This window comes from Candidatus Arthromitus sp. SFB-mouse-Japan, assembly GCF_000270205.1.
Taxonomy (GTDB): Bacteria; Bacillota; Clostridia; order Clostridiales; family Clostridiaceae; genus Dwaynesavagella.
The window spans coordinates 1-26,075 of the sequence record NC_015913.1 but is presented as its reverse complement, the minus strand read 5'-3'; the positions used below and the strand labels follow the sequence as shown (position 1 = coordinate 26,075).

Here is a 26,075-nt window from a genome sequence, read left to right as displayed (position 1 = left end):
AAGAAAAAATATCCTTTATAACTCTTTCAGGAATATTATATTTCATATCCTATACTCCCAAGTCTTTTTCGAATCTCTTCTTCAAGTTCATGAGATTTATTAAACATCTCTCGAAGTTCCCCAGTGAGTCTCTTCATCTTATCATCAAATCCTTCAGAATCATCTTCTCTATCTTTTATTCCAACATATCTTCCAGGAGTTAAAATATAATCCTCTTTTGATATCTTCTCAGTTGTTGCAACTGCACAGAAACCTTTCACATCTTCAAGCGTCCCTTCCTCAAACGCACGAAATGTATCAGAAATCTTTTTAATATCTTCTTCTGTCATCTCTCTTAATTTCCTATTTACCATCTTTCCCATATCTCTTGCATCTATAAATAAAGTTTTACCCTTTTGACTTTTATCCCTATTTATAATCCATAATGACACAGGAATCTGAGTTGTATAAAATAATTGACTCGGCATAGCAACAATCCCTTCAACAAGATCATCTTCAATTATGCCTTTTCGAATATCCCCCTCGCCTCCACTTTTAGATGAGAGAGAACCGTTTGCTAAAACCATTCCGATCTTACCTCTTGGTGAAAGATGGTGAATCATATGCTGAAGCCAAGAAAAGTTTGCATTCCCAGACGGTGGCAAACCATAAGACCATCTAACATCATCATTCAAACTTCCATCATTCCAATTTGAAAGATTAAATGGTGGATTTGATAATATAAAATCTGCCTTAAGCGTTTTATGTAAATCATTATAAAATGTATCCGCACTATGAGGTCCAATGTCCCCTTCTATACCCCTAATTGCAAGATTCATAATTGCCATTTTACGAGTCGTTGGATTTGAATCCTGACCAAATATTGATAAATTATTTATATTCCCTGAATGATGCTCAACAAACTTTGCAGACTGCACAAACATTCCCCCAGAACCACAACATGGATCATATACTCTACCATTAAATGGCTCTAATATTTCAACGAGCGTTCTAACAATACAAGAAGGGGTATAAAATTCTCCAGCTCTCTTTCCTTCTTGCTCTGCAAATTTAGAAAGGCAATACTCATATGTTCTCCCTAATATATCCTTGTCCCGTCCATGATCTATCATATGAATATTTGTAAATAAGTCAACAACATTCCCAAGACGGCGTTTATCAAGTTCCTCTCTTGAATAATTTTTGGGAAGAATATCCTTTAATCTCCTATTCTCTTTCTCAATTGCTCTCATGGCATTATCTATTACAATACCTATTTCCTCTTTGTGAGCAGAGGCTTGTATTACGCTCCACCTTGCCTCAGGAGGAACAAAGAATACATTAACTTCAGTATAAGCATCCTTATCTTCAACATCATCATCATCTCTTAATAATTCCTGATATCTTCTCTCAAAACTATCAGATATGTACTTAAGGAATATAAGCCCGAGAACAACGTGCTTGTATTCTGCTGCATCCATATTACCTCTTAAAATATCAGCAGCAGACCAAATCTGCTGCTCAAAACTAATCGATGCCGTATTATTTTTCTTTACACTCATATCTTCCTCCAAATATCATTAATGAGTATGATATGTCATTTGCCAAGTCACCCCAAATTTATCAGAAACCCAAGCATAAAGCCCTGCAAAAAACTGAGGGGAAAGTTCCATCATAACATGTCCCTCTTCTTTAAGCTTTTCATAAGCTATACGTATTTCTTCTTCACTATTAAAATCAACAGCAATAGAGATCATGCAAGATGGTACAAAAGTATTTTTATCATGTAAACTCTCATCTGTATCAGAAAACATAACCTCTGATCCACAAATATTAAGTGTTCCATGAAGTACCCAATTTTTCTTACTTTCATCTACTGGAAATTCAGAATTACTTGGCATATCTCCGTAATGCATTACCTTCTTATCTGTTCCATTAAATACTTTTTCATAAAAGTTAATAGCCTCATTTGCATCTCCCTTAAATGTAATAAAAGGTTTAACCATAATTTTACCTCCTAAAAACTTTTTCTATAATAATTATTGAAACATACTTATAATACTACATCTTCAATGTCTTTTAAAGATTTGCCATCTTTATTCTCCTCATTTAGAAATAAAATAAGAATCCCCTAAAACTCAAACAATTTTAAGGGATTCTTTTATCAATGTATAAAAAAAAGAAAATTTTTAAGCTCTAAATTATCGACTTTAATTATACTTCTACTTTTTTGTGTTTTTATCGATTCCAATTTTATTTTTTATCTCATTATTTAATTTAGTCCTCCAATCATCTGTATATGTTCTAGTATTTTTCAAAAGTTCATCTACAAATGCGGCAACATCTTCACCAGTTACTTCCAAAATAGATTTACCATTAGACGCTCCTTCCTCAAACAAATCGATCAATCCATAATGAACCTCCATCATATCATAATCAGGAGCTGCTACAAACTGCCACATATGGTTTTGAATTTTCTTAAATACATACTGATAATTCTCAGGTAAATCCTTAACACGTTGCATCTGTTGTTTATACACGCGACGACTCTCTCTTATTTTGCTTATATTAAAATAATCGTTAAAAATTTTATTCGTAATTTTTATTTTCCCCCAATTCATTTATTTTTGATGACAAAAACTCCCATTTTTTCCAAAACACTCGTAACTCCTTACGCCCTTTATCATTAAGCGAATAAATTTTTCGTGGTGGTCCGAGTTCAGACCGTTTTTTTTGAATATCCACTAATTTATTTTTCTCAAATCTAATCAAAATAGTGTAAACAGTCCCTTCAACAACGTCTTTGAATCCAAATTCATTAAGCTTACGAGTAATTTCGTATCCATAAGTGTTCTTCCGATTAATAATCTCAAGAATACAACCTTCTAAAATACCTTTTAGCATTTCGGTTATATCTTCCATAAAAACACCGCCTGTTCCTATATAAATACTATTATGTAATACTTATTATTACTAAATAGTATTACATAATAGTTGAAATGTCAATACTATTTAAAATCTCATCTTTACTATAAAATAAAAAAGAGTGAAAGGATTCTAACCTTTCACCCAATATCAATTAAAAAACCATCTACCTATGAAAATCCTTCATTAGTAGATGGTATCATCTGGCACACAGGAGAGGATTCGAACCCCCGACCAACTGGTTCGTAGCCAGCTACTCTATCCAACTGAGCTACCTGTGCATAATAACCTAATTATATCAAAACATATTATATTTTTCAATTAAATTATTTAACCTCATTTTTTAAGATACTTCATCAATGCATCTTTCTTTATTAAATATACACTCCTTAAAAATATAAACAAGGTTAATAGCTCCAAAATATGTAGTGGAAACATAACTTTAATTCCATTAAGCTCAGTAATTATATCAAAAACAGAAATAATTAAATAAGGTATTGTTTGTGCAAATAAAATCATTTTATAAATACTACCAAAACTTGCTCTGAATCTTATTATATACCCACATATAAAAGCAAATAATGAAATAATAAACCCGTATAAGAAATAATCAAAAACCCTGCTTAAAGGAAAAATTATATACGATACGTATTTTAAAACCCTAACAACAATATCAAATGAACTAAAAAACATTTCCTTATTTACAACGATATCTTTTGGTATCACTCCAAAAGATACGAGGTCTGAATATTTTAACGTAATTTCTCTAAGCCCATTTTTGATTATAACATAATCCTTCGTAAGTACTATAGCATCTCTATGATAACTATAATCACTAAAGTCATTTATATTAAATTCATCTCTTGTATCTCCAATTAAAAGAAAATTATTTTCCCTAAATACATTTGATTTAAAAATTACAGGTGAATTCTTTATATTTAAAACTCCGTTTGAATAGCTAATATCTTCAAATATCTCCTGCTTATTATTATTAAATTCCTCAACCTGCTTTATATTCTTATGAAAAGACATGAAATAAAACACACTTATAAGTAAAACAAATATAAATCTATTTAAAATTACCTTAGAAGGTTTCATACCCAAAAAAACTGTATATTTCTTAAAATCAAACATGGCAATACGTAGAGTACTTAAAAAACTATCTTCTTTTTTCATAACCTACTCCTCTAATAATTTCTTAGGTTTATATATTCTCCTGCTATTTAAAGAGAATACTCTATCTGACAAATCTCCCTCATTTATATTATCTATAATCTTTTTCATATCATACATTCTTGCATCTATAACATCTATATGATGAAGAAGTTCCCCTTCAATTATCATTGGCTTTATTGGACTTCCATATTCAGCCTCATAATGATGAGACAATATCATATGCTGAAGTAACATCCTAACTTCACTAGATATGTTTAAACTATTGCAAACCCTATCAACAAGAGTTATACCTTGTATTAAATGTGAAAGCATTTGACCTTCCACTGTATATGTACTTACTATACCTAATTCATTTGAATCCATTTCTTCAGTTTTCTCAATATCATGAAGCACTATTCCCGCAAATAGTAATTCTCTATTAACAAAAGGATAAAGTCCACATATGCTCTCACCAAGCTTTATCATACTTAAAATATGATATAATAATCCTCCTTTTATTGAATGATGGTTACTTTTAGCTGCTGGATAATATAAAAGTTTATCCTTTTTTATATCGAGTATAGCTAATAAAACACTTCTTATCTCCTTTTGTTTAAATCCAGATATTAAATTATAAAGCTCATCAAACATATAATTAGAATCCATAGGAGCACATTGAACATAATCATCAATATTTATATATTCTTTATCAAAATCATTTGATAAATTTTCAATCTTAAGTTGCATACTACCTTGCCAACTCAAAATGCATCCTTTTACTTTAACTAAAGTATTTTCTTTAAATTCATCATTATAATCATCTTTTAAATCCCAAAGCTTAGCATTTATATTACCAGTTTTATCAGAAAAATTAATATCTAAATATTTTTTATTACTAGAGTTTGTAAGTTTTACATGTATAGTTCTAATAAGATATACTCCTTGAATTCTTTCTCCTACTTTAAAATCCTTTATATTTATATGCCCTTTCATTTAACACCTCGATTTTTTATAATATTATTATATTAAAGTATTTTATATAAAAATGGAAGGTTTTAAGAATTAATAGTTCATTATGAAAAATTTTTTAAAAGATAATGTAAAAGAATTAATCAATATATTTAATCAAAATAATTTTGAATGTTACGTTGTTGGAGGAGCCATAAGAAATTATTTATTAAATATTCCTATTTATGAATTTGATTTATGTACAAATGCTCATCCAAAATACATTAAATCTTTATTTGAAAAACATATAAACATAGGTGAAAAGTTTGGGTGTATAAAAATCCATTTTAAAGGAGATTGGTTTGAAATAACAACACTCAGAATTGAAAAAGAGTATATAGATTTTAGACATGCAAACTATATAAAATTTATAAACTCACCATATGAAGATTCATTAAGACGCGATTTCACAATCAATTCAATTTATTATGATGGTAATAAGCTAATAGATCCGATGCTTGGAACTAATGATATAAAAAATAAACTTCTAAGAGTAATTGGAGATGGAAACATAAAATTCAAAGAAGATCCCCTAAGAATTTTAAGATGCATTAGATTCAAATCAGAACTTGATTTTAACATAGAATACTTAACTTTACTTGCACTCAAAAATAACTTCAATTTAATAATAAACTTATCTAAATACAGAATAAATGAGGAATTAAAAAAAATTTTTAAAGGAGTAAATTTTATAAAATCTATACAATTATTAAACTTATTAAACTTCTTTTCACTTGTTTCAAATAAAGAGGTAAAATTATTTAATATAAATTCCTTAATAAATTCAGTAACTGATTTCCACCTAAGGATATTTTGTTTGTTTTATTTTCACTCAAAAATAAGTGATAATCTCATTTTTCAAATATTAGAAAGTGATTATAACATAAACAAAAAAAAGATGATAGAAATAAAAAAGGTATACGACGCCATAAAAAACTTCCAAAATAATAAACTATTTATAAAAAAAATTATTTTAAAGGAAAATTATAAATTCTCCCTTAAAATAATTTTAATAATATCTCATTATATAGACAAAATGATATTAAAAATTTTTTATAAAATAAAGTGGGGATATTCTCCATTAAAATTCAAACATATAAATCTAAACACACAAAACTTCGTAAAAAACAAAAAAGATGTTATTAAATATAATAAATATCTAATAACACTTCTCCATCTTAAACCATCTTTAAATGAATATAATACATTAATACATTTGATAAAATTTTTCAAACCATAAAAGCTTTATTATTCTCAAAAGAATAAATATAACTCTCAGAAATGTCTAAATTAAATATTTTATTCAGAGCAATCTTATAATAATAAAGTTGTTCTTTATACTTATTAGGAATAACTTTATTATTAAATATATGCTTGTCTGTTTTATAATCTATTAAAACTATGTTATCTCCATCAAAGAAAAACAAATCAATTATTCCTTGAATTCTCAAATCATTATTTTTATTTATCTTATCTACCCTATGATTCATCAAAAACTCAAATTCCCTATAAACTTTTCTTCTATCCTTATTAAAACACTCTATAACTCTCTTACCTAAATTACTTTCAAAAAATTTTAATATCTTATTTAAATTCAAATACTTAATATCATCATTAGAAAGCATCTCGCATTTAACCATACGATTTAGCTCACTTTCTAAATAATCATAAACCATACTTGGTCCTAAAACTATATTTTGCATAAAAAAATGATATAAATTACCTATATCTAAAGCTGTGTACAACTTTTCATTTTTGCTATCATCAATAAATTTAGGAACCTTAAAATTTATATTTAATTTCTCTTCCTCATCATAAGATAATATCTCAGATACAGATAAATTAATCGGCATATTAATCACATCATCATAATCATACTTAAAATTAAAAATATCATTTATATGATTATAACTTGAGGATTCTCTCTCCATAATACTTTCTAAATTTATATCATCATTTTCACTATCATGTTTCTCACCCTTTAAAAAATCTGATTTATTATATACATTAATTTTAAACTCACACTTATTTAAATCATTGTGTAATCCATTTTCACCTTTATATTCTCTAAGAATATATCCATCTCTATGTTTCATAAGTGAATTACACAAAAAATCCAAATAACTCTTACATTTATAAATATCAGCTACTCTTTGAAAATCTTTATCCGAATTGTATGTACCTGTTATAAATAATTTCTCCTTAGCTCTTGTTAAAGCCACATATAGTATTCTAAGTTCTTCTGAAATAATATTGTCTTTATGATCTTCTTTAATAATATTTTTAATAAACATATCTGTTTCTAAATTCAAATTGTAATCTATGTGATTTAATCCAATACCAAACTCATCATGCAATATTATAGAATTATTCAAATCCTTAAAATTAAATCTACCTGATGTATTACAAAGTATTACTACTGGAAATTCAAGTCCTTTACTTTTGTGTATACTCATTATACGTACTACATTTTCATTCTCAGATATATTTTTAGGGACTAATATATCATCTCCAAATTTCTTTGAATACTTCAAATACTCTATAAAATTAAATAATCCTGAAAAACTAGCAACCCTAAACTCCTTTGCCTTATTAAATATAATTCTTAAATTACTCTGCTTAGTTAATCCATCTTCCATAGTTGACAGTAAAAAATAATATTTACTATCCTTATATATAAACCAAATAAACTCATCAATTTTCATAAACAATGACTTTTCCCTATATTCATTTATCTTCTCTACAAAAAACATACACTTATCATAAAGAATTTTAAACCTGTCATAGGTTATTGAAAATTCATCATTTAAAAACACTCTATTTTCTACACAACAATTTAAATTCAAAATATACTTAATATTTTTATATATGTACTCATCATTATTTACAATTCTTATATATGCTAAATCATTATTTGAAAAATTAAATATTTCACTTTTAAGAACTGTAAGTATATCAACATCATCAGTAGGATTATTAATAACTTTAAGTAAACTTAATATTGTGATTACCTCAATACAATCAAAAAATTGATCCCCTCCATCAAAATATGATGGTATATTGTTTTTCTCAAGCTCTTCATGTAATAATTTTGATATACATGCACCATTTACATTCCTTACTAAAATAACAATATCCTTATATTCAATTTTCCTATATCCATTAATACTTTTATCATAAATTTTATATATTGTATCTTCAGAATTAATAAGCTTATTTATATATTCAATAATTAAGCTACACTCCACATCCTCCATTTCATTAATAATATCTGAATTTTTTTCATCATTTATTATAATTGAAAGAGTAACCTCTCCTTCACAATTTTCATTATTATTTTTAATCACTTTATAGTCACTTGCACAATTTAAATATTCCTCAGGTGTATATTCTATATTAGATATTCCATCTATCATAATATTCTCAAATATAAAATTAACAAAACTAATTACTTCATTCCTACTCCTATAATTATCATATAATAATATCTTATTCTCATTTCCTTCTACAAAAGTTATATCATCTACTTTTTTAAAATTCTTGTATTTTTTACTAAATAAATCTACTTTTGCACCTCTAAAACCATAAATACTCTGCTTAATGTCGCCGACCATAAATACATTATAATTATTCTTTATTTTATTTATTATATATTCTTGTATGTAATTAGTATCTTGATATTCATCTATAAAAATATATTTGAATTTATTTCTATAATTATCACATATCCTGGTATCATTCAAGAGTTTAATTACTAAGTGTTCCATATCATTAAAATCTACATAGTTTTCTGATAATTTTCCTAATTCAAATTTCTCCTTAAATTTACATACAATCTCAAATAATTTAATAACAATATTTTTCAAATCACCAATTTGCAACTTTAATATATTTTCACTTACAATAAATATGTTTTTCTTTAAAGAGTCTATAAAATCTTTTAATCCACTCCTTATTTCTTTATAATCATCACATAATTTTGATAATCTCAAAAAATTAAAACTATAAATATACTCATATACATCTTCATAAGAATTATTTAATCGTTTTATAAATGAATTAATTATAAATATATCATTCTCTATAATACTATAAACCTTTTTATTATTACTAATTCCCAATAAAAAATCAATTAACTTTTTTTTATACAATGTAAATTTATTTATTAATCGTAACCGTAATACCTTACCTAATTTGGTTGAAAATATATCATCATTATCTTTTATTATGTAAATATCTGTACTTTTTTCTATAAATCCATCAATATCAACTATATTTTGTATAAATTCATAAATATATACAATTATCTCCCTTAATTTTACATCTGAATATTTTCCTCCATAAATATTTACTATAGTCAAAAAATCCTCATCCTCATTTTCATAATAAAAATTAAATGTATCATCAAGTGCATCACCAATTAGCATCTTTCTATGACTATCCTTAATTATTTTAAAATTAGATCCCAAATTTAATTTATAATAATTATTTTTTAAAATATCCAAACAAAAAGAATGAAAGGTTTGAATATTAGAATTACTTACTAACATTAATTGCTCTTCTAAAATATGTTTGTTTATATCATTAATGTTATCTTCTAATGCTTTTACAATTCTCTCTTTCATTTCAACTGCTGCAGCATTTGTAAATGTAATTACTAATATTTCATTTATAGATACACAATAATTCAATATTAAATTTATTATACGCTGAACTAAAACTGCTGTTTTTCCTGATCCAGCTGAAGCCGATACGAGCAAATCTCCGTTAATTAATTCAATAACATTTTTCTGATTCTTACTAAAATCCACTAATTATTTCCCTTTCGTATTAAATTAAAAAATAAATCTTTATCTAATTCATTAATAATCCTAAATTTATTTGTTTTCTTTGTAAATTTACATATTCCTACATAATTGCAATAACTACATCTCGATTGATTAATATCATCTAATACAGGACATACCTCTATATTTCCATCATAAATTTCCATAATTTTATCCTTAACAGATTCGTGTACAAATTCTAATATATCACTAAATTCATTTTCAGATAAAATACTCTCTAGAGAATTAACCTTAGATATTTCTCCATCTTTATTTATTTTTAAAGATATACTGCTTCCATTTCCATTATTTAAAATATTTTTATCGATAAGATTAATCTTTTTAATATCATTAATAATAAATCCACTATATCTGTAATACTTCTCAGTTTCTTTTATCAAATCTATATTCTTCTTATTCTTAATTATAGGTTTACTTATAGTAAAATAAAAAATACCACAAGGATTTAGATCAATATTATAATTATCTCTATATAATCTTATAATATAATCCATATACGCAATTGTTTGTATATTTAAAACATTATAAATTTTACCATAATCTATATCATGAATACTTGATTTATAATCAATAACATTTATAAACATCTCATCATTACTCTTACAAAAATCAATGCGATCAACTTTCCCAACAAAAGAAGCCCTTCTACCATCATTTAAAATTAATTCTATTTTAGAACTATTTTTTCCAAATTCAAATTCATAATATTTATGAAAAAATTCTGTATTTCCTAAGTGCTTACAAGTAAAAAATATTGCATCACTTATAATCTTCCTCACTTTTTTCCCAAAAGTTCTAAATTTAAAATTATTATTTAAAATATAACTCCCATTATCATAAGAAAAAATTATATTATTAAAATAATCTAAGGTAAATTTATCAATTTCATCTTTAGATAAATTCCTAAAATTATAATATTTTATTATATTCTTACATATATTCTCCATTAAAAAATGAACTATGTTACCATAATCATAAGATTCAAAAGAAAATATCCTTCTAATCCTTACTTTTATTATATAATCTAAAAAATACTTGAATGGACACTTAGAATAAGTTTCTACTGATGATATAGAAAATTTTGTATCTTTATATATATAATTTAACATATCCAAATCAAGTAAATCTTTATAATTCTTACCTCTTATTCTCATTAAAAATATAGATATAAAATCCTTAAATTTATCATTATTTTTATAAAAATTATATAACTCCGTATGAATCTTAGATAATTTATTATTTAAAATACAATTTTTAAAATCCAATATAAAACTACTTAACGTACTATTCATAGAATATATATTATCTATTGAAAATTCAGTTTTTATAATAGTTTTGTTATCTTCAATTACTTTAGGAAATATTTTCTTAATTCTAGATATTAAAATCGATGGATTCATAGATCTACTATCCATATTTGATATAGAATAACTAATATATAAACTCTCCTTAGGTATATTTAATAGAGAATATATAAGATAATTTTCAGATAAATTCTTATCAATATTTGTACCTGAAAATTCAAATCCTAAATTCCTTATATAATTCTTTTCTAAGTCATTTATTAAATCCTCTTTTTTATAAATTTTAGGAAAATTTATAGAGTTACACCCTATAACAAATAATACCTTATAGTTACCTATCTTTAATCTTTCAATATCCCCTATTAATATTTCATCCATCCTCATAGGTACATGGGATATTTCAATTTTTGATATACTATTTATCAGAATTTTTCCGAACTCAGAAAAACTTAACATCTCATTCCTAAATATATCATTTATCTCATCTAAAACATTAAAAATATTATCTACAATTTGAACTATTTCATTAGCATTAATAAAATCATTTCTTAATTTAAGTGATTCACATATATATTGTATTTTATCTAAGAAACCAAAATCTTTTAAAAAATTATATAACTCTTTAATAAAATAATTTACACTATTTTTCCCTTTTACCTTATTAAATAAGGCCATTAATGGATCTATAATAATTCTTCGTATAGCATTTATTTTGTTTATATCAATGTTATCTTCATTTCCTCTTTCTATTTTGTATCTTATATAATACTCATCTATAAAATCAGTTTTCCATTTATATTTTGATATACCATTTTCCAACGAAAAATTTTCAATTAAAAATATTTCATCATCATCTAAATCTAAAAGTCCACTCTTTATATACTTAAATAAAGCATTATTAGAAAAATTATTATCAAAAATTTCAAATATAGAAAATATAAAAATACTAAACATATTTGATGTTATCTCATTTTTTTTATCTATAAAATAAGGAATATTAAATTCATCAAAAGAAACTCTTATAAAATTCTCGTATGAATCAATATCCCTACATATAACCCCTATATCTTTATACCTATATCCTATATTTATAACTAAATATCTAATTTTTTTACATAATTCTTCAACCTCATAAAAGTTATTTAAACATTTATTTAAAAATATATTCTTAACCTCATAAGGATAAGGTCTAACATTATATTTCAAATAATTTCTATCTAAATATTTAAGTTCATCGCTTTTATGTACATCATTTAAATATACTTCTTCAATATCGTAACAATCTTTGTTGAAAAGTAATGTTAGAACTCTATTCTTTATTTTAATAATATCGTTATAAATAATACTATTTGATAACTCATCTATTGTAAGAGATACAACTAATTTATTTGACCTATCAATAATTATATTTAAAAACTCATATTGATAATATGTAAATATATCGAACCCATCTATATAAATATTATAAGAATTAAATAGATCCTTATTTTTTTGTATAATATCATTTGCTATTCTCATATCATCTAAAGAATCTAAATAATTATTATCTATATAATCATTATATAAATTATTTATATACATCAAATCACTAATCTTACTATATAACTCCGTATTAGGATTAATAGCATTTAATATACAATTAATACAATTATTATCTATATTATAATTCTTAAAATCTATTAACATTGATAATATTTCATCAGACAAATCAATGTTATTATTATCTTTAAAATATAAAAACTTACCATAATTATTCCTAATCAAATAATTAACTAACAATGACTTACCTATATTCGATATCCTATTTTTTGTTTTTCCCTTAAATATATTTAATAACTTAAACGTGAATTTCTTAAAATCCATTATCTCAAGCTTTGACAGTGCATTTTCTCCTAAATACTCAAGTATCCTATTTTCCATCATAAAAGTGTTATGACTAGGAACTATAATTAAAATTCTATGATCATTAACATTTTTCATTTCATTCTTTATTTCATTCAATATATACTGTGTTTTTCCATAACCTTTTTTCCCAAATATAAATTTAAATTTCAATTTTACTCTCCCCAAATATAATTTGATAAAAACTCAAAATACTCAATTATTAAAATTCATATAAAAAAATATACTTTACCTATAAAAACAAAAATGTCTATATGAAAATATTACATAAAGACATTAATACATTAATTTTATTTGATAGTATATGCTAAATACACTTTTTAAAATAAAATACAAAAAAGGTGCTATAATATAAATAGCACCTTTTGGCGGAGAAAGAGGGATTCGAACCCTCGCACCAGTTTCCTGATCTACACCCTTAGCAGGGGTGCCTCTTTAGCCTCTTGAGTATTTCTCCAAAAACAATGGCGGAGAGAGTGGGATTCGAACCCACGGTACGCTATCAACGCACGCCGGTTTTCAAGACCGGTGCCTTAAACCACTCGACCATCTCTCCATTAGTTCATAGCTATTATATTACAAACAAATATATTTGTCAATGTTTTTTAGTAATATAATAGTTATTTTTTACGATAAAATTTCCTTGGATTTATTTATATAGCTTTCCTTAAAATAATTATTTTTATACATTTCTCGATAATATTTCTGTTTGCTTATAGGTATCAATGTAAACTTTAATTGGCATTCTACAATACTTTTTAATTTTTCATCTAAATTGGTATCACCATTTATTATATCATTAATCTTATTTACATAAATACTTTTGAAATAATCATTAAAAATATTATTCAAAACTTCCTCATGTAAAGCTAATTCTTTTAAATCATCAATATTTTTAATATCACTATATAAAAAACCATAATATCCTGGTGCATATTTTATACGCTCATTGTTTTCTTCTAAGACTTCAATTTCTCCATACTTATCTCTTAATGATTTTAATTGTTCCTCATCTACTACTACCAAATGATTTTGAAGTTCAACTATCATATCATTCTTTTTTAAATATTCAATATTAGAATCATTAATAATAATATTTACAAAATTCTCATAAAGCTCCTTATATCTTTCGGGAATATTATACAAAAGATCATCTTCATAAAACGCTAAAGAATACACATTAGCTGGATAATTAAATATATCAAATAAAAACTTATGATTTATCCTATACGTCTTTCTATTATCACCTACAATATTTAAATTCTTTATTCTTTCAATCCTTAATGAAAAATCCTCTCTATTAGTAGGCTTATACTTTATATATAAAATTTGTTTTATTAATGATATCTTATCCTTAATAGATAATTTCTCATTATTTATGATTCTAAATACATCATTAACATAATTTACATAAACCTTTGAATCCATATTTTCAATTATATAATCATGAAATGCAAAATTTTCTAGATCCTCATTACTAATTATATTGTTATATAAATATCCATAATCATCACCTCTATATGTATAATAAGGAGTATTCAAATCTATTTCTCTATTATCTTTGAATTCATTAACATAGTAATTTTTATCATTAAATCTAAGAACTAAATTATCGTTCTTATCTCTATAAATTCTTAACTTTAAATAAATATCAGGATATTTTTTATGTTTTATATTTAAATCATAGGAATATTCTGATAAATATTGCTTTATCCCATTATAACTCATCTCATTATAAACATTATCTAAAACTATACTCTTAATAATTTCAGACTCTTCGTTTGATAAATCAAAACTTTTACCTCCATCTATACTTGACAATTCTTTATAGTACTTTGTAAAATCAAAATCCAATATAAATTCATTATAATAATTACTATAAACATATACACCTCCGTATAAATACGGATCCTCAACGTTTATATAATCTTGGAATGGGTCTATATATATAATTTTTCTGGAATCTACTTCCAAAATATTTATATTTTCTTTAAAGTAATTGTTCTTATCCAAATACCCTATATTGGGATAATTATTATTACTTAAACCTATATAATTAAAATCATCATTGTATAATTTTATGAACTCTTCATTATCAAACTCTATAATACCATTATTATACATATATACTTTCTTAGTTAAACTATTTAAATTGATCAAAATGGAAATAATCCCCAAAATAAATACTACTAATATTAAAACAATTCCTTTTTTAATATTTTTAGTCATCAATAACCTCCTAGAAATTAAATACCAATTAAGATATAATTTCCAATCCATTAAAGTATTTCTTGAGTATTTCTGGTATAACAACATTACCTTCTGATGTTTGGAAATTTTCAAGTATAGCAGCAAATGTTCTGCCAACTGCTAAGCCCGATCCATTTAAAGTATGAACAAATTTAGCTTTAGACGAGCTATTTTCTTTGTACCTTATATTACTCCTACGACTCTGAAAACTTTCAAAATTACTACAACTAGATATTTCAACATACCTATTATAACTTGGCATCCAAACTTCTATATCATATTTAAAAGCCTGTGAAAATCCCAAATCACCTTTGCATACCTTAACAACCCTATATGGTAATTTCAATTCTTTTAATAAAACCTCAACATCATTAACAAGACTATCTAATTCATTATATGAATCTTCCTCTCGACAAAACTTAACTAACTCAACTTTATTAAATTGATGTAATCTTATCAATCCTCGTGTATCCCTACCGGCAGAACCAGCTTCAGATCTAAAACAAGCACTATAAGCTGCAAACTTTTGTACAGGATTTTGATCATTCAAAGATATTATTTCATCTCTATAAAAATTAGTCACTGGTATTTCCGCAGTTGGTATTAAAAAATAATCTCTATTTTCAACTGAGAATGCATCATCTTTAAATTTTGGTAATTGACCTGTTCCTATAAAACTATCTTTATTTGCCATATATGGAGGAATAAGCTCAACATACCCATGTTCTATTGTATGTACATCTAAGAAGTAATTTATTAAAGATCTTTCCAATCTCGCACCTAATCCCTTATAAAATACGAACCTAGATCCTGTAACCTTAGCACTTCTCTCAAAATCTAATATATCTAAATTTTTAGCTATATCCCAGTGCGATCTTATCTCAAAATCACATTTAGTTGGCTCTCCCCATCTCCTAATCTCAACATTATCGTCATCACCATTTCCTTCTGGAACATTGTTATTTGGTATATTAGGTATTCTAAGCATAATATAATTTATTTTATCATTTAAAATAAATATTTTTTTATCTAATTCTTTAATATAATCACTTAAATCTTTCATCTCTTTAAAAATACTATCAACATTTTTACCAGTTTTTTTTAATGAAACTACACTCTTAGATGAGATATTTCTCTTATTCTTCAATTCTTCCACTTTAAGTATATATGAATTTTTTTCTTTATAAAATTCAATGAGATCATCTATTAAATCAATAGGAAAATCTTCTCCTCTATTAGTAAGCTTCTGTTTAACAAAATCCTTATTTGAAACAATAAATTTTAAATCTAACATAAAAATCTCCTATACTAAATATTTTTAATTTCTCTAATTGTAAAATATTAAACTGTCACTTTTAAGATTAACAATAATTAGAATCACAATATTTTAACAAATTTATGTATTTATTATTTATTATTCTTTTTTCAGAATGGTGATATCTAATAGAATCTAAAAACTCATCGGAATATTCAAAATTTTTTAGAATATCATAACTGTATTTTGAATGCTTTATATATCTAAAAATCCGTTTTTTATTCATAAATAACACTAACTTTCTTGTTTTCCTATTGTTTATAACAATAACAACAAACGGTTTTAAAAACAAATTTAATTTCGAATATATCTTTCCAACATCATGAAGTAAGCACATCTTTATAACTAAATTAATTTCATAATTATATATCCCAAACTTATCATATACCTTTAAACATTTTTTAGCAACTTTTATACAATGCTGTTTTTCACTTTTTAAAAGTTTATTAAAATAATATAATTCTTTTTTATTTAAATATAGATTTAAAAAGTCTTTGTCTACTTTATAGAATACACTAAACATGTAAAATATAAATTGTTTTATTCTATTCATTATTTATTTCCTAACACTTAATATTTTTCGTAGCAAATAGAAAAGAGCACGTATACAATACGCGCTCTTTTCTATACTTATAATGGTGGAGATAAAGGGACTCGAACCCTTGACCCCCTGCGTGCAAGGCAGGTGCTCTCCCAACTGAGCTATACCCCCATGGTGGATCTTCAGGGACTCGAACCCCGGACCAACCGGTTATGAGCCGGTTGCTCTAACCAACTGAGCTAAAGATCCTTACTAAGAACAACTTATACGCTAATTATATATTAAATAATATAAGTTGTCAATGCTTTTCTTAGTTATTTTTTAATGTTATTATTCTTTTATTTTACCTATAGTTGTTATCTTTTCATTATTGTTTGTTTTCATAAGTTTAACTCCTAATGAGCTTCTTCCTATTTTAGAAATATCACTAGTTTTTATTCGTATTCCAACACCATTCGAATTAATCAACATAACATCATTATTTTCATTAACTACGCATGCACAAGATACTTTACCCGTTTTTTCTGTTATTTTATAGGTTTTTATACCTTTCCCACCTCTATTTTGTATAGGATAACTTTTTAAAGGAGTTCTCTTACCATATCCATTTTCACTTGTAATTAATAAATCTTCTCCATCTGTAGCAAGATCTATTGCAACAAGACTATCTCCTTTTCTTAAAGTAATAGCTTTAACTCCTGCTGCAGATCTCCCCATAGATCGTATATTTTTTTCATTAAATATTATAGCATATCCACCACTAGTTACCATTACAATATTAGCATCACCCTTTGTTTGTTTTACATTTAACAATTCATCATTATCCTTTATTCCTATAGCGATTAATCCATTTTTTCTTATCTTAGAAAACTCAGAAATTTTAGTTTTCTTGATTAATCCAAGTTTAGTAGCCATCAATATGTAACCACAATTATCTAATCCATCTAAACATAAAACTACTTGAACTTTTTCATTACTATTTAAATTTATTAAATTAATTATATTTATTCCCTTAGCCGTCCTTGATGAATCAGGTATTTCATATGCCTTTATATTATATACTCTTCCTAAATTTGTAAAAAATAGCAAGTTATGATGAGTTGTTGTATGAAAAATATTTTCTATAAAGTCATTTTCTTTTACAGTCATAGCTTGCATACCCCTTCCTCCTCTTTTTTGGCTAGAATATGTATTAGACGCCATTCTCTTAATATAACCATCATGAGTCAAGGTAACAACTATATCTTCTCTATGTATCAAATTATCCTTATTTATATCATCTTCATAATACGTCTTATCTATATAAGTTCTTCTGTCAGTATTGTGTATTGACTTTATTTCCAGCAATTCATCCTTTATAAGATTCAATAAAGATCTTTCATTATCTAATATTTCTTTTAACTCTTTTATAAGATTCATTTTTTCAAGTAATTCTGATTCTATCTTATCTCTCTCTAAGGCAGTTAATCTTCTGAGTCTCATTTCCAGTATAGATAAAGCTTGAATCTCTGTAAGCTTAAATCTGTCTATTAAACTTTGCTTAGCTATTTCATTATTATTAGATTCTCTTATTATTTTAATAATTTCATCAATATTATCTAAAGCAATTTTATATCCTTCTAATATGTGCTTATTATTCTCAGCCTTTTTTAAATCAAATTTACTTCTTCTCGTTACAACTTCTTTTTGGTAATTTAAATAATGAATCAAAATATCTTTAAGATTTAAAATTTTAGGCTCATTATCAACTAAAGAAAGCATTATAACTCCGAATGTATCTTGCAGTTTAGTTAATTTATACAATTGATTTAATATTATATTAGCATTAACATCTTTTTTTAATTCAATTACGACCCTTATACCTTCTCTATCTGATTCATCTCTTAAATCATGTATCCCAATAATTTTTTTGTCTCTTATAAGCTCAGCTATATGTTCAATCAATCTTGCCTTATTAACTTGATATGGAATTTCTGTAACTATTATACAATTCCTGTTGTTTACTTCCTCAATCAAAACCTTAGATCTTACTATTATCTTACCCTTTCCTTTTTCATAGGCATCTTTGATTCCTCTCGTACCTAATATTATACCTCCTAAAGGAAAATCAGGACCTTCTATATACTTCATCAAATCATCTATACTTATATTTTCTTCTTCATTATCAATTAAATAAATTATAGCATCTATAACCTCCCCTAAATTATGTGGAGGTATATTAGTTGCCATACCAACAGCAATACCTGATGATCCATTAATAAGTAGATTAGGTATTCTACTTGGGAGAGTCACTGGTTCTTTTTCAGATCCATCATAATTATCCAAAAAGTCTACTGTTTCCTTATTTATATCCCTTATCATTTCTAAAGTAATTTTACTCATTTTAGCTTCTGTATAACGCATAGCTGCAGCAGAATCTCCATCAATTGATCCAAAATTCCCATGACCATTAATTAAAGGATTTCTCATTGAAAAATCCTGTGCCATTCTAACTAGGGCATCATAAACAGATGAATCTCCATGAGGATGAAAATTTGCTAAAACATCTCCGACTATCTTTGCACTCTTCCTATATGGTTTATCTGGGTAAAGAGATAAACTATACATTGAATATAAAATTCTTCTATGTACCGGTTTTAATCCATCTCTAATATCAGGGAGTGCTCTGCCTATTATTACACTCATAGAATATTCCATATAACATTTCTTCATTTCTGAACTTATATCTATATTTAATATTCTTCCTTCATTATTTGACATATATAGATCCTCCCATGATTAGATATCTAAATTTTTAACGTTCTTGGCATTATTTTGTATAAATTCTCTTCTAGGTTCTACTTTATCTCCCATTAATATAGAAAATATTTCATCCGCATAACTAGCATGCTCAATTGTCACTCTTAAAAGAGTTCTTGATTCCGGATTCATAGTAGTTTCCCATAATTGAACAGGATTCATTTCTCCTAAGCCCTTATACCTCTGAATAACTAGATTGTTCTTATTTATCTCTTTTAATTTTAAATTCAACTCTTCTTCCGTATAACAATAAAATTCTTTCTTGCCTTCTGAAACTTTATATAAAGGCGGTCTTGCTATATAAACAAATCCTTTTTCTATGACTTCAGGCATATACCTATATAAAAATGTTAATAAAAGGGTTCTAATATGAGATCCATCAACATCGGCATCAGTCATAAGAATTATCCTGTTATATCTTATCTTATCTACATCAAAATCTTGACCTATTCCGCAACCAAATGCCGTTATCATACATCTTATAGTTTCAGATGATAATATTTTAAAAATTCTCTGCTTCTCAACATTCATAATTTTACCTGATAACGGTAATATTGCTTGAAATTTTCTATCTCTTCCTTGCTTCGCTGATCCCCCAGCAGAATCACCTTCAACAATATAAATTTCACATTCTTCTGGATTCTTTGACGAACAATCAGCAAGTTTACCCGGTAATGCTGTTCTATCTAAAACAGATTTTCTTGTTGTTTCTCTCGCTTTTTTCGCAGCCTCTCTAGCCTTAGCTGCAATAATAGCTTTTTCACATATTATTTTTCCAATATTAGGATTTTCATTTAAAAATTCAGAAAAACAATTGAAAAATATATTATCTACAATACTCCTAACTTCACTGTTTCCTAATTTAGTTTTTGTTTGTCCTTCAAACTGAGGATTAGCCATTTTAACTGATAATACACACACTAAGCCTTCTCTAATATCTTCACCAATCAAACTTTTTATTTCGTCTTTATTACTTTCCTTTATGTAATTAAATTTTTTAGCATAATCATTAACACACCTAGTAAGAGAAGTTTTAAACCCTACAAGATGTGTACCACCTTCTTGGGTGAATATATTATTTGCATACGTTAATATGTTCTCATTGTAATTGTCGGTATATTGTATAGCTATCTGTAAGTTTAAATCATTTTTCGAGTGTTCAAAAAATATAACATCTTCAAAAAGAGCCTTTTTCCCCTTATTTATGTGCTTTATAAATTCTCTTATTCCTCCACTATAGAAGAACTCTTCAGAATTATTAAATCTAAGATCATTTAAATTTATTTTTATTCCTGCATTTAAAAATGCTAATTCTCTCAATCTTTGACTTAAAACGTCAAAGTCATACTCTGTTGTTTCTGTAAAAATTTCTTTGTCCGGAATAAAATATGTTTCAGTACCGGTATACATACTATTCCCAATTTTTTTAACAGAGTCTACCGGCTTTCCTCTTTTATATTCTTGAAAATATACATGACCACCCCTACTAACTTTCACATAACATCTTTCTGATAAAGCATTAACAACTGACGCTCCTACACCGTGTAATCCACCAGAAATTTTATAACCATTACCATTAAACTTACCACCAGCATGTAATACAGTCATAATAACTTCTAATGTAGACTTTTTTAATTTTGGATGTTCACCAACAGGTATTCCTCTTCCATTATCAACTATAAGTATTGAATTATCATCATTTATTGTTATAGTTATCTCGTCACAAAACCCAGCCAATGCTTCATCAATACTGTTATCTACTATTTCATACACTAAATGGTGAAGCCCTTTTTTTGAAGTACTACCTATATACATTCCTGGCCTTTTACGGACAGCTTCAAGTCCTTCTAAAACCTCTATTTGATTTTCATCATATTGATTGTAATTATTATGTTGCAATCAAATTCCTCCAAACGGTTTATATTAAAATTTAATTTTTACCATCACCAATTCTCTTAATTAATGTATGAGATGAGATTGGTGATAAAAAAATCTTACTTTTATTATCAATCTCTGTTATTACAACAGATTTAATATAATAATCATATGATTTATATACAAATCCCTCCTCATCAGATATCTTTAAAAAATCATTACTATCTTTAGACCTAAATGTTGTATCAACATTAAATATTCCTACTATATCTCGCTCCCTAACACTAACTTCATTTCCTATTTGAATATACAATTTAACACTCCTCTAAGATTTCACCTTTAGATATATTAAAAATCTTACATGGTCTTAAAATTTTTTCATGTATTTCAGTACAAGTTATAAACGTTTGAACATATGGAAGGAAATTTAACAAAAATTTTCTTCTTTTACTATCAAGTTCTGATAATATATCATCTAAAAGCAAAACAGGATATTCTTTTGTAATTTCTTTTATTATTTTTACTATACTTAATTTTATAGATATAATTGCACTTTTTTGCTGACCTTGTGATGAATAATTCAAAGCTTCCCTATTATTTATGAAAATCATAAAATCATCTCTATGTATCCCACTACTAGAGCTTTTCTTAATTTTATCAATATTTCTATTATTTTTTAATATATCTAAAATTTTATTTTTCATATTCTCATTATTTTTATATACATCTAAATCAATAAAAGATTTATAAACTATATTTATATTTTCTTTATTACAAGATATATCGTTATGTATACTTTTAGAAAATTTATTTAACATATCTATATATTGTAATCTCTTGTTAATTATAATTCCACTACATAAAGATATTTGTTCATCATACACATCTAATAATTTATCATTAATATTTTTTTCTTTTAACAAATTGTTCTTTAAATTCAGAACTTTATTATATTTAAGAATAGATTTTAAGTATATTTTATCAATTTGAGATATGTTAATATCTAAAAATTTCCTTCTAATACTTGGTGAATCTTTAATTATTCTCATATCTTCTGGAGCAATCATAACAACTTTTATATAACCTATAAAATCTGCTAATCTGTTAATATCCAAATTATTTATGCTAACATTCTTACCCTTTAATTTATCAAATTTTAAATATGTTACTATTTTTTTATCATTATCATTTGTGATATTAGTAAATATTTCTGTATATTCTTCTTTAAAATTAATTAAATCATTTAACTTTATTGTTCTATGAGACTTTAATAGTGAAAGAAAATAAATTGACTCTAGTATATTTGTTTTCCCTTCACCATTATTACCTATTAAAATATTTAAATCTTTATGTAAATTAATACTTATATTTTTATAATTTCTAAAATTTTTTAATCTTATATCGTTAAAATACATTTTATCTCCAAATAAAATTTTAAGATCATTTATTTTAAAATAAATGATCTTAAAATCTAAATATATTAAACAATAAATCTAACAGGTAAAACCATATATTTTGAATTATCATTTTTAATGCTTTTAATTATACATGGGGTTATATTATTATTAAATTTTAATTCAACTTCATCTTCTGGAATCGATTTAATTGCATCTACAAGATATCTAGAATTAAACGCTATATCTAAATCTATTCCATCTTTTTTTATTAATATTTCCTCTTTTAATTGTCCAAAAGATGAGTGAGATTTCAATAATAATTTATCTTTTTTTATTTCCATTTTAACTAAATTATTATTTTTATCCTTAGTTAATAATGTTGATCTCTCTAATCCATTAATTAACTCATATTTAGATACAATAATAGATAATTTATATTCTTTTGGAAGTATTGAATCATATTTTATAAAATCACCCTGAAGTAATCTTAATATTATTTTATCATTACTTATATTTACCATTATGAAATTACTTGTAAGATATATTTCAATTAAATCATCTGTTTCTTTAAGTATTTTATTTAATTCATTCAAAGTTCTAGCAGGAACTATTATATTTATATTATAACTATTATCTACAATTTCACTTTTTAATGCAAGTCTAAATCCATCAAGAGCTACAAAAGTTAAAATATTATTTTTTATATTTATAAGAACTCCCGTAATTATGCCTTTTGATTCATCAAATGATGCTGAAAATGTTGTGCTTTTTATCATATTTTTTAATACAGATTGTTTTAAAAAGATTTTATTTTTAAAATCCACTTGAGGTATTTTAGGATATTCTTCAGAATCTAAATTTAATAAATTAAATTCAGTATTACCTGATGAAATAATTATATTTTTTTTATTTAATTCATTATTCTTAATTTCTATTTTTTCCATTGGTAATCTTTTTACTATTTCCCCAAATAATTTAGAATCTAAAAGCAAGTTTCCTTTTTCAATAACTTCTGCATTAACATTTGTTTCAATTGATAAATCTGTATCTACAGCAGTCATTGTTAATTTATTATCATCAACTTGCATAAATATGCAACCTAAAACAGGAGAATTTCCCCTACTAATTATAGCCTTTTGAACAATATTTATTTTTTCAACTAATTCTAATTTATTGCAAAAAAATTTCATATTTAAACCATCCTTAAAAATTAAATAAAAAATTATAAAATATTAGTAGTAATAGTAGTAGGTTATGTTAGTTTTGTGGAAACAACATTTTTTGTACAAAATAAGTTGTTTAATAGAAATAATTTTGTTGATATTAATTTGGAATAATGTAAAAAATATAGTAAATTATTAAGTGGAAATTTATAATTTTAAATAATAAAAAAATAAGTTATAAACATTATTTAGAAAATTATTTATTATTAGTTATTTTATTAGATAATTCAATGATTAAATTATTAAATTCAGGATCGGATTCTATTTTATTTAATATTTTTTCATAAGCATGTATTACTGTGGTATGATCCCTTCCTCCAAACTTCTCACCTATTTTAGGTAGAGACGAATCTGTAAGTTTTCTGCATAAATACATTGCAATTTGTCTAGGAAAAGCTATATTTTGGGTTCTTCTTTGGGATTTTATTATATCTATAGTTAAATCAAAGTAATTAGATATTGTTTCTTGTATGTATTCAATTGTAATAATTTTTGAATTTTTAATATTAATTAAATCTTTTAGTGCTTCTTTAGCTAACTCAAGGGAAATGTTGCTGTTTGTTAAATTTGTATAAGCAACAACTCTTAAGAGAGCTCCTTCTAATTCACGAATATTTGATTTAATTTTTGTTGCTATATATATGAGTACTTCATTAGGAACGTTTAATTTATCCACATCTGCTTTTTTTCTTAATATAGCTATTCTTGTTTCGTAATCTGGTGGTTGTATGTCAGCAATAAGTCCCCATTCAAATCTTGATCGTAACCTTTCTTCAAGTGTTTTTATTTCTTTGGGTGGTCTATCACTTGATAATATAATTTGTTTATTAGATTCATGCAAAGAATTAAATGTATGGAAAAACTCTTCCTGAGTACGTTCTTTACCAGCAATAAATTGAACATCATCAATAAGTAAAACATCTACAGTTCTATATTTATCTCTAAATTCTATATTTTTATCATCTTTTATTGCACTAATTAGCTCATTGATAAATTTTTCTGAGGTAACATATACAACTTTTAAGTTAGAGTTATTTTCATTAATTAAATGACCTATGGCATGCATTAAGTGTGTTTTTCCTAAACCAACTCCCCCATATATAAATAGTGGATTGTATGCTTTAGATGGAGATTCTGCTACAGCTAATGATGCAGCGTGAGCAAATCTATTGCTATTCCCAACAACAAAAGTTTCAAATGTATATTTAGAATTTAAATTAGAGCTTAATGCAGTATTTAAAACGTTATCGTGAGCACTTAATGTAATAGTTTTATTTAAATCTTTAGAGTATTCACTCTTAAAGGAATCTTTTAAGATACATTTAACAGTATAGTGTTGTTTTGTTAAATTAAATATTATTGAAGTTAATGAATCTAAATATCTAAGATTTATAGTTTCTGATATTAGAGAGTTATTACAACCAATGATAATATTAGAATTATAAATATTTAAAATTTTTACATCTGAAAACCAGGTATTAAAACTAATATCTGAAAGACTTTTTTTTAATTCTAATAATATATCATTCCATAAATCGTTATAATTAAATTCCAC

18 protein-coding genes and 5 tRNA genes are annotated in these 26,075 nt (G+C 25.1%); 1 reads left to right on the top strand and 22 read right to left on the bottom strand.

The window, feature by feature from the left end; all coding sequences use genetic code 11:
• Positions 1 to 35: 35 nt before the first annotated feature.
• The 7 genes from SFBM_RS00115 to SFBM_RS00085 all read right to left on the bottom strand — a co-directional run bounded on the left by SFBM_RS00115 (position 36) and on the right by SFBM_RS00085 (position 5,052).
• Positions 36 to 1,541: a type I restriction-modification system subunit M gene (locus SFBM_RS00115; RefSeq protein WP_005804990.1), complete on the bottom strand. Its 1,506-nt coding sequence runs from the start codon at positions 1,539 to 1,541 to the stop codon at positions 36 to 38.
• An 18-nt stretch (positions 1,542 to 1,559) separates the two neighbouring features.
• Positions 1,560 to 1,985 (bottom strand): VOC family protein, encoded by a 426-nt coding sequence (locus SFBM_RS00110; RefSeq protein ID WP_005804991.1) that lies wholly within the window; start codon positions 1,983 to 1,985, stop codon positions 1,560 to 1,562.
• Positions 1,986 to 2,201: 216 nt separating this feature from the next.
• Positions 2,202 to 2,519 (bottom strand): DUF1048 domain-containing protein, encoded by a 318-nt coding sequence (locus SFBM_RS00105; RefSeq protein ID WP_014017787.1) that lies wholly within the window; start codon positions 2,517 to 2,519, stop codon positions 2,202 to 2,204.
• Positions 2,520 to 2,568: 49 nt separating this feature from the next.
• Positions 2,569 to 2,901, bottom strand: coding sequence for a PadR family transcriptional regulator (locus SFBM_RS00100; protein WP_005804994.1), 333 nt, complete (start codon positions 2,899 to 2,901; stop codon positions 2,569 to 2,571).
• Positions 2,902 to 3,108: 207 nt separating this feature from the next.
• A tRNA-Arg gene (locus SFBM_RS00095) sits at positions 3,109 to 3,185 on the bottom strand.
• Between the two features lie 55 nt (positions 3,186 to 3,240).
• Positions 3,241 to 4,080, bottom strand: coding sequence for a DUF1189 family protein (locus tag SFBM_RS00090; RefSeq protein ID WP_005804995.1), 840 nt, complete (start codon positions 4,078 to 4,080; stop codon positions 3,241 to 3,243).
• Positions 4,081 to 4,083: 3 nt separating this feature from the next.
• On the bottom strand, positions 4,084 to 5,052 hold the full coding sequence (locus tag SFBM_RS00085; protein ID WP_005804996.1) for a 3'-5' exoribonuclease YhaM family protein: 969 nt from the start codon (positions 5,050 to 5,052) through the stop codon (positions 4,084 to 4,086).
• 82 nt (positions 5,053 to 5,134) lie between these two features.
• Between SFBM_RS00085 and SFBM_RS00080 the strand changes: the two genes are divergently transcribed.
• Positions 5,135 to 6,307: a CCA tRNA nucleotidyltransferase gene (locus SFBM_RS00080; protein ID WP_005804997.1), complete on the top strand. Its 1,173-nt coding sequence runs from the start codon at positions 5,135 to 5,137 to the stop codon at positions 6,305 to 6,307.
• Here the strand turns inward: SFBM_RS00080 and addA are convergent.
• The 15 genes from addA to dnaA all read right to left on the bottom strand — a co-directional run bounded on the left by addA (position 6,297) and on the right by dnaA (position 26,075).
• Positions 6,297 to 9,878, bottom strand: a complete 3,582-nt coding sequence (addA, locus tag SFBM_RS00075; protein WP_014017786.1) for a helicase-exonuclease AddAB subunit AddA — start codon at positions 9,876 to 9,878, stop codon at positions 6,297 to 6,299. The genes SFBM_RS00080 and addA overlap by 11 nt on opposite strands.
• Positions 9,878 to 13,273: a PD-(D/E)XK nuclease family protein gene (locus SFBM_RS00070; RefSeq protein ID WP_014017785.1), complete on the bottom strand. Its 3,396-nt coding sequence runs from the start codon at positions 13,271 to 13,273 to the stop codon at positions 9,878 to 9,880. Before SFBM_RS00070 ends, addA begins: the two co-directional genes overlap by 1 nt.
• 213 nt (positions 13,274 to 13,486) lie before the next feature.
• Positions 13,487 to 13,577: transfer RNA gene (locus SFBM_RS00065), tRNA-Ser, on the bottom strand.
• An 8-nt stretch (positions 13,578 to 13,585) separates the two neighbouring features.
• Positions 13,586 to 13,676 (bottom strand) — tRNA-Ser (locus SFBM_RS00060).
• A 71-nt stretch (positions 13,677 to 13,747) separates the two neighbouring features.
• Positions 13,748 to 15,349, bottom strand: coding sequence for a hypothetical protein (locus SFBM_RS00055; RefSeq protein WP_009068178.1), 1,602 nt, complete (start codon positions 15,347 to 15,349; stop codon positions 13,748 to 13,750).
• Between the two features lie 28 nt (positions 15,350 to 15,377).
• Entirely contained in the window at positions 15,378 to 16,664 is a 1,287-nt protein-coding gene (gene serS / locus SFBM_RS00050; RefSeq protein WP_005805003.1) for a serine--tRNA ligase, read from the bottom strand.
• 67 nt (positions 16,665 to 16,731) lie between these two features.
• Positions 16,732 to 17,238: an HD domain-containing protein gene (locus SFBM_RS00045; protein WP_005805004.1), complete on the bottom strand. Its 507-nt coding sequence runs from the start codon at positions 17,236 to 17,238 to the stop codon at positions 16,732 to 16,734.
• An 83-nt stretch (positions 17,239 to 17,321) separates the two neighbouring features.
• Positions 17,322 to 17,397, bottom strand: a tRNA-Ala gene (locus tag SFBM_RS00040).
• Between the two features lies 1 nt (position 17,398).
• Positions 17,399 to 17,475, bottom strand: a tRNA-Ile gene (locus SFBM_RS00035).
• An 81-nt stretch (positions 17,476 to 17,556) separates the two neighbouring features.
• Positions 17,557 to 19,986, bottom strand: coding sequence for a DNA gyrase subunit A (gene gyrA, locus SFBM_RS00030; RefSeq protein ID WP_005805005.1), 2,430 nt, complete (start codon positions 19,984 to 19,986; stop codon positions 17,557 to 17,559).
• Between the two features lie 18 nt (positions 19,987 to 20,004).
• Positions 20,005 to 21,924 carry a DNA topoisomerase (ATP-hydrolyzing) subunit B gene (gyrB, locus tag SFBM_RS00025; RefSeq protein ID WP_014017784.1) on the bottom strand — a complete coding sequence of 640 codons (1,920 nt, stop codon included), beginning with the start codon at positions 21,922 to 21,924 and terminating at the stop codon, positions 20,005 to 20,007.
• 31 nt (positions 21,925 to 21,955) lie between these two features.
• Positions 21,956 to 22,213: an extracellular matrix regulator RemB gene (gene remB / locus SFBM_RS00020; RefSeq protein WP_005805007.1), complete on the bottom strand. Its 258-nt coding sequence runs from the start codon at positions 22,211 to 22,213 to the stop codon at positions 21,956 to 21,958.
• A 1-nt stretch (position 22,214) separates the two neighbouring features.
• The gene (recF, locus tag SFBM_RS00015) at positions 22,215 to 23,315 is read right to left on the bottom strand and encodes a DNA replication/repair protein RecF (protein WP_014017783.1); all 1,101 of its coding nucleotides are present in this window, start codon (positions 23,313 to 23,315) and stop codon (positions 22,215 to 22,217) included.
• Positions 23,316 to 23,380: 65 nt separating this feature from the next.
• Complete coding sequence (gene dnaN / locus SFBM_RS00010) at positions 23,381 to 24,487, bottom strand: DNA polymerase III subunit beta (protein WP_005805009.1); 1,107 nt, start codon at positions 24,485 to 24,487, stop codon at positions 23,381 to 23,383.
• 229 nt (positions 24,488 to 24,716) lie between these two features.
• Positions 24,717 to 26,075 carry a chromosomal replication initiator protein DnaA gene (gene dnaA, locus SFBM_RS00005; RefSeq protein ID WP_007439964.1) on the bottom strand — a complete coding sequence of 453 codons (1,359 nt, stop codon included), beginning with the start codon at positions 26,073 to 26,075 and terminating at the stop codon, positions 24,717 to 24,719.

Bases quoted from the DNA above. Each gene is read 5' to 3' on its own strand.
- SFBM_RS00115 (WP_005804990.1), bottom strand. From the start codon at position 1,541: ATGAGTGTAAAGAAAAATAATACGGCATCGATTAGTTTTGAGCAGCAG.
- SFBM_RS00110 (WP_005804991.1), bottom strand. From the start codon at position 1,985: ATGGTTAAACCTTTTATTACATTTAAGGGAGATGCAAATGAGGCTATT.
- SFBM_RS00100 (WP_005804994.1), bottom strand. From the start codon at position 2,901: ATGGAAGATATAACCGAAATGCTAAAAGGTATTTTAGAAGGTTGTATT.
- SFBM_RS00090 (WP_005804995.1), bottom strand. From the start codon at position 4,080: ATGAAAAAAGAAGATAGTTTTTTAAGTACTCTACGTATTGCCATGTTT.
- SFBM_RS00085 (WP_005804996.1), bottom strand. From the start codon at position 5,052: ATGAAAGGGCATATAAATATAAAGGATTTTAAAGTAGGAGAAAGAATT.
- SFBM_RS00080 (WP_005804997.1), top strand. From the start codon at position 5,135: ATGAAAAATTTTTTAAAAGATAATGTAAAAGAATTAATCAATATATTT.
- SFBM_RS00055 (WP_009068178.1), bottom strand. From the start codon at position 15,349: ATGACTAAAAATATTAAAAAAGGAATTGTTTTAATATTAGTAGTATTT.
- serS (WP_005805003.1), bottom strand. From the start codon at position 16,664: ATGTTAGATTTAAAATTTATTGTTTCAAATAAGGATTTTGTTAAACAG.
- SFBM_RS00045 (WP_005805004.1), bottom strand. From the start codon at position 17,238: ATGAATAGAATAAAACAATTTATATTTTACATGTTTAGTGTATTCTAT.
- gyrA (WP_005805005.1), bottom strand. From the start codon at position 19,986: ATGTCAAATAATGAAGGAAGAATATTAAATATAGATATAAGTTCAGAA.
- recF (WP_014017783.1), bottom strand. From the start codon at position 23,315: ATGTATTTTAACGATATAAGATTAAAAAATTTTAGAAATTATAAAAAT.
- dnaN (WP_005805009.1), bottom strand. From the start codon at position 24,487: ATGAAATTTTTTTGCAATAAATTAGAATTAGTTGAAAAAATAAATATT.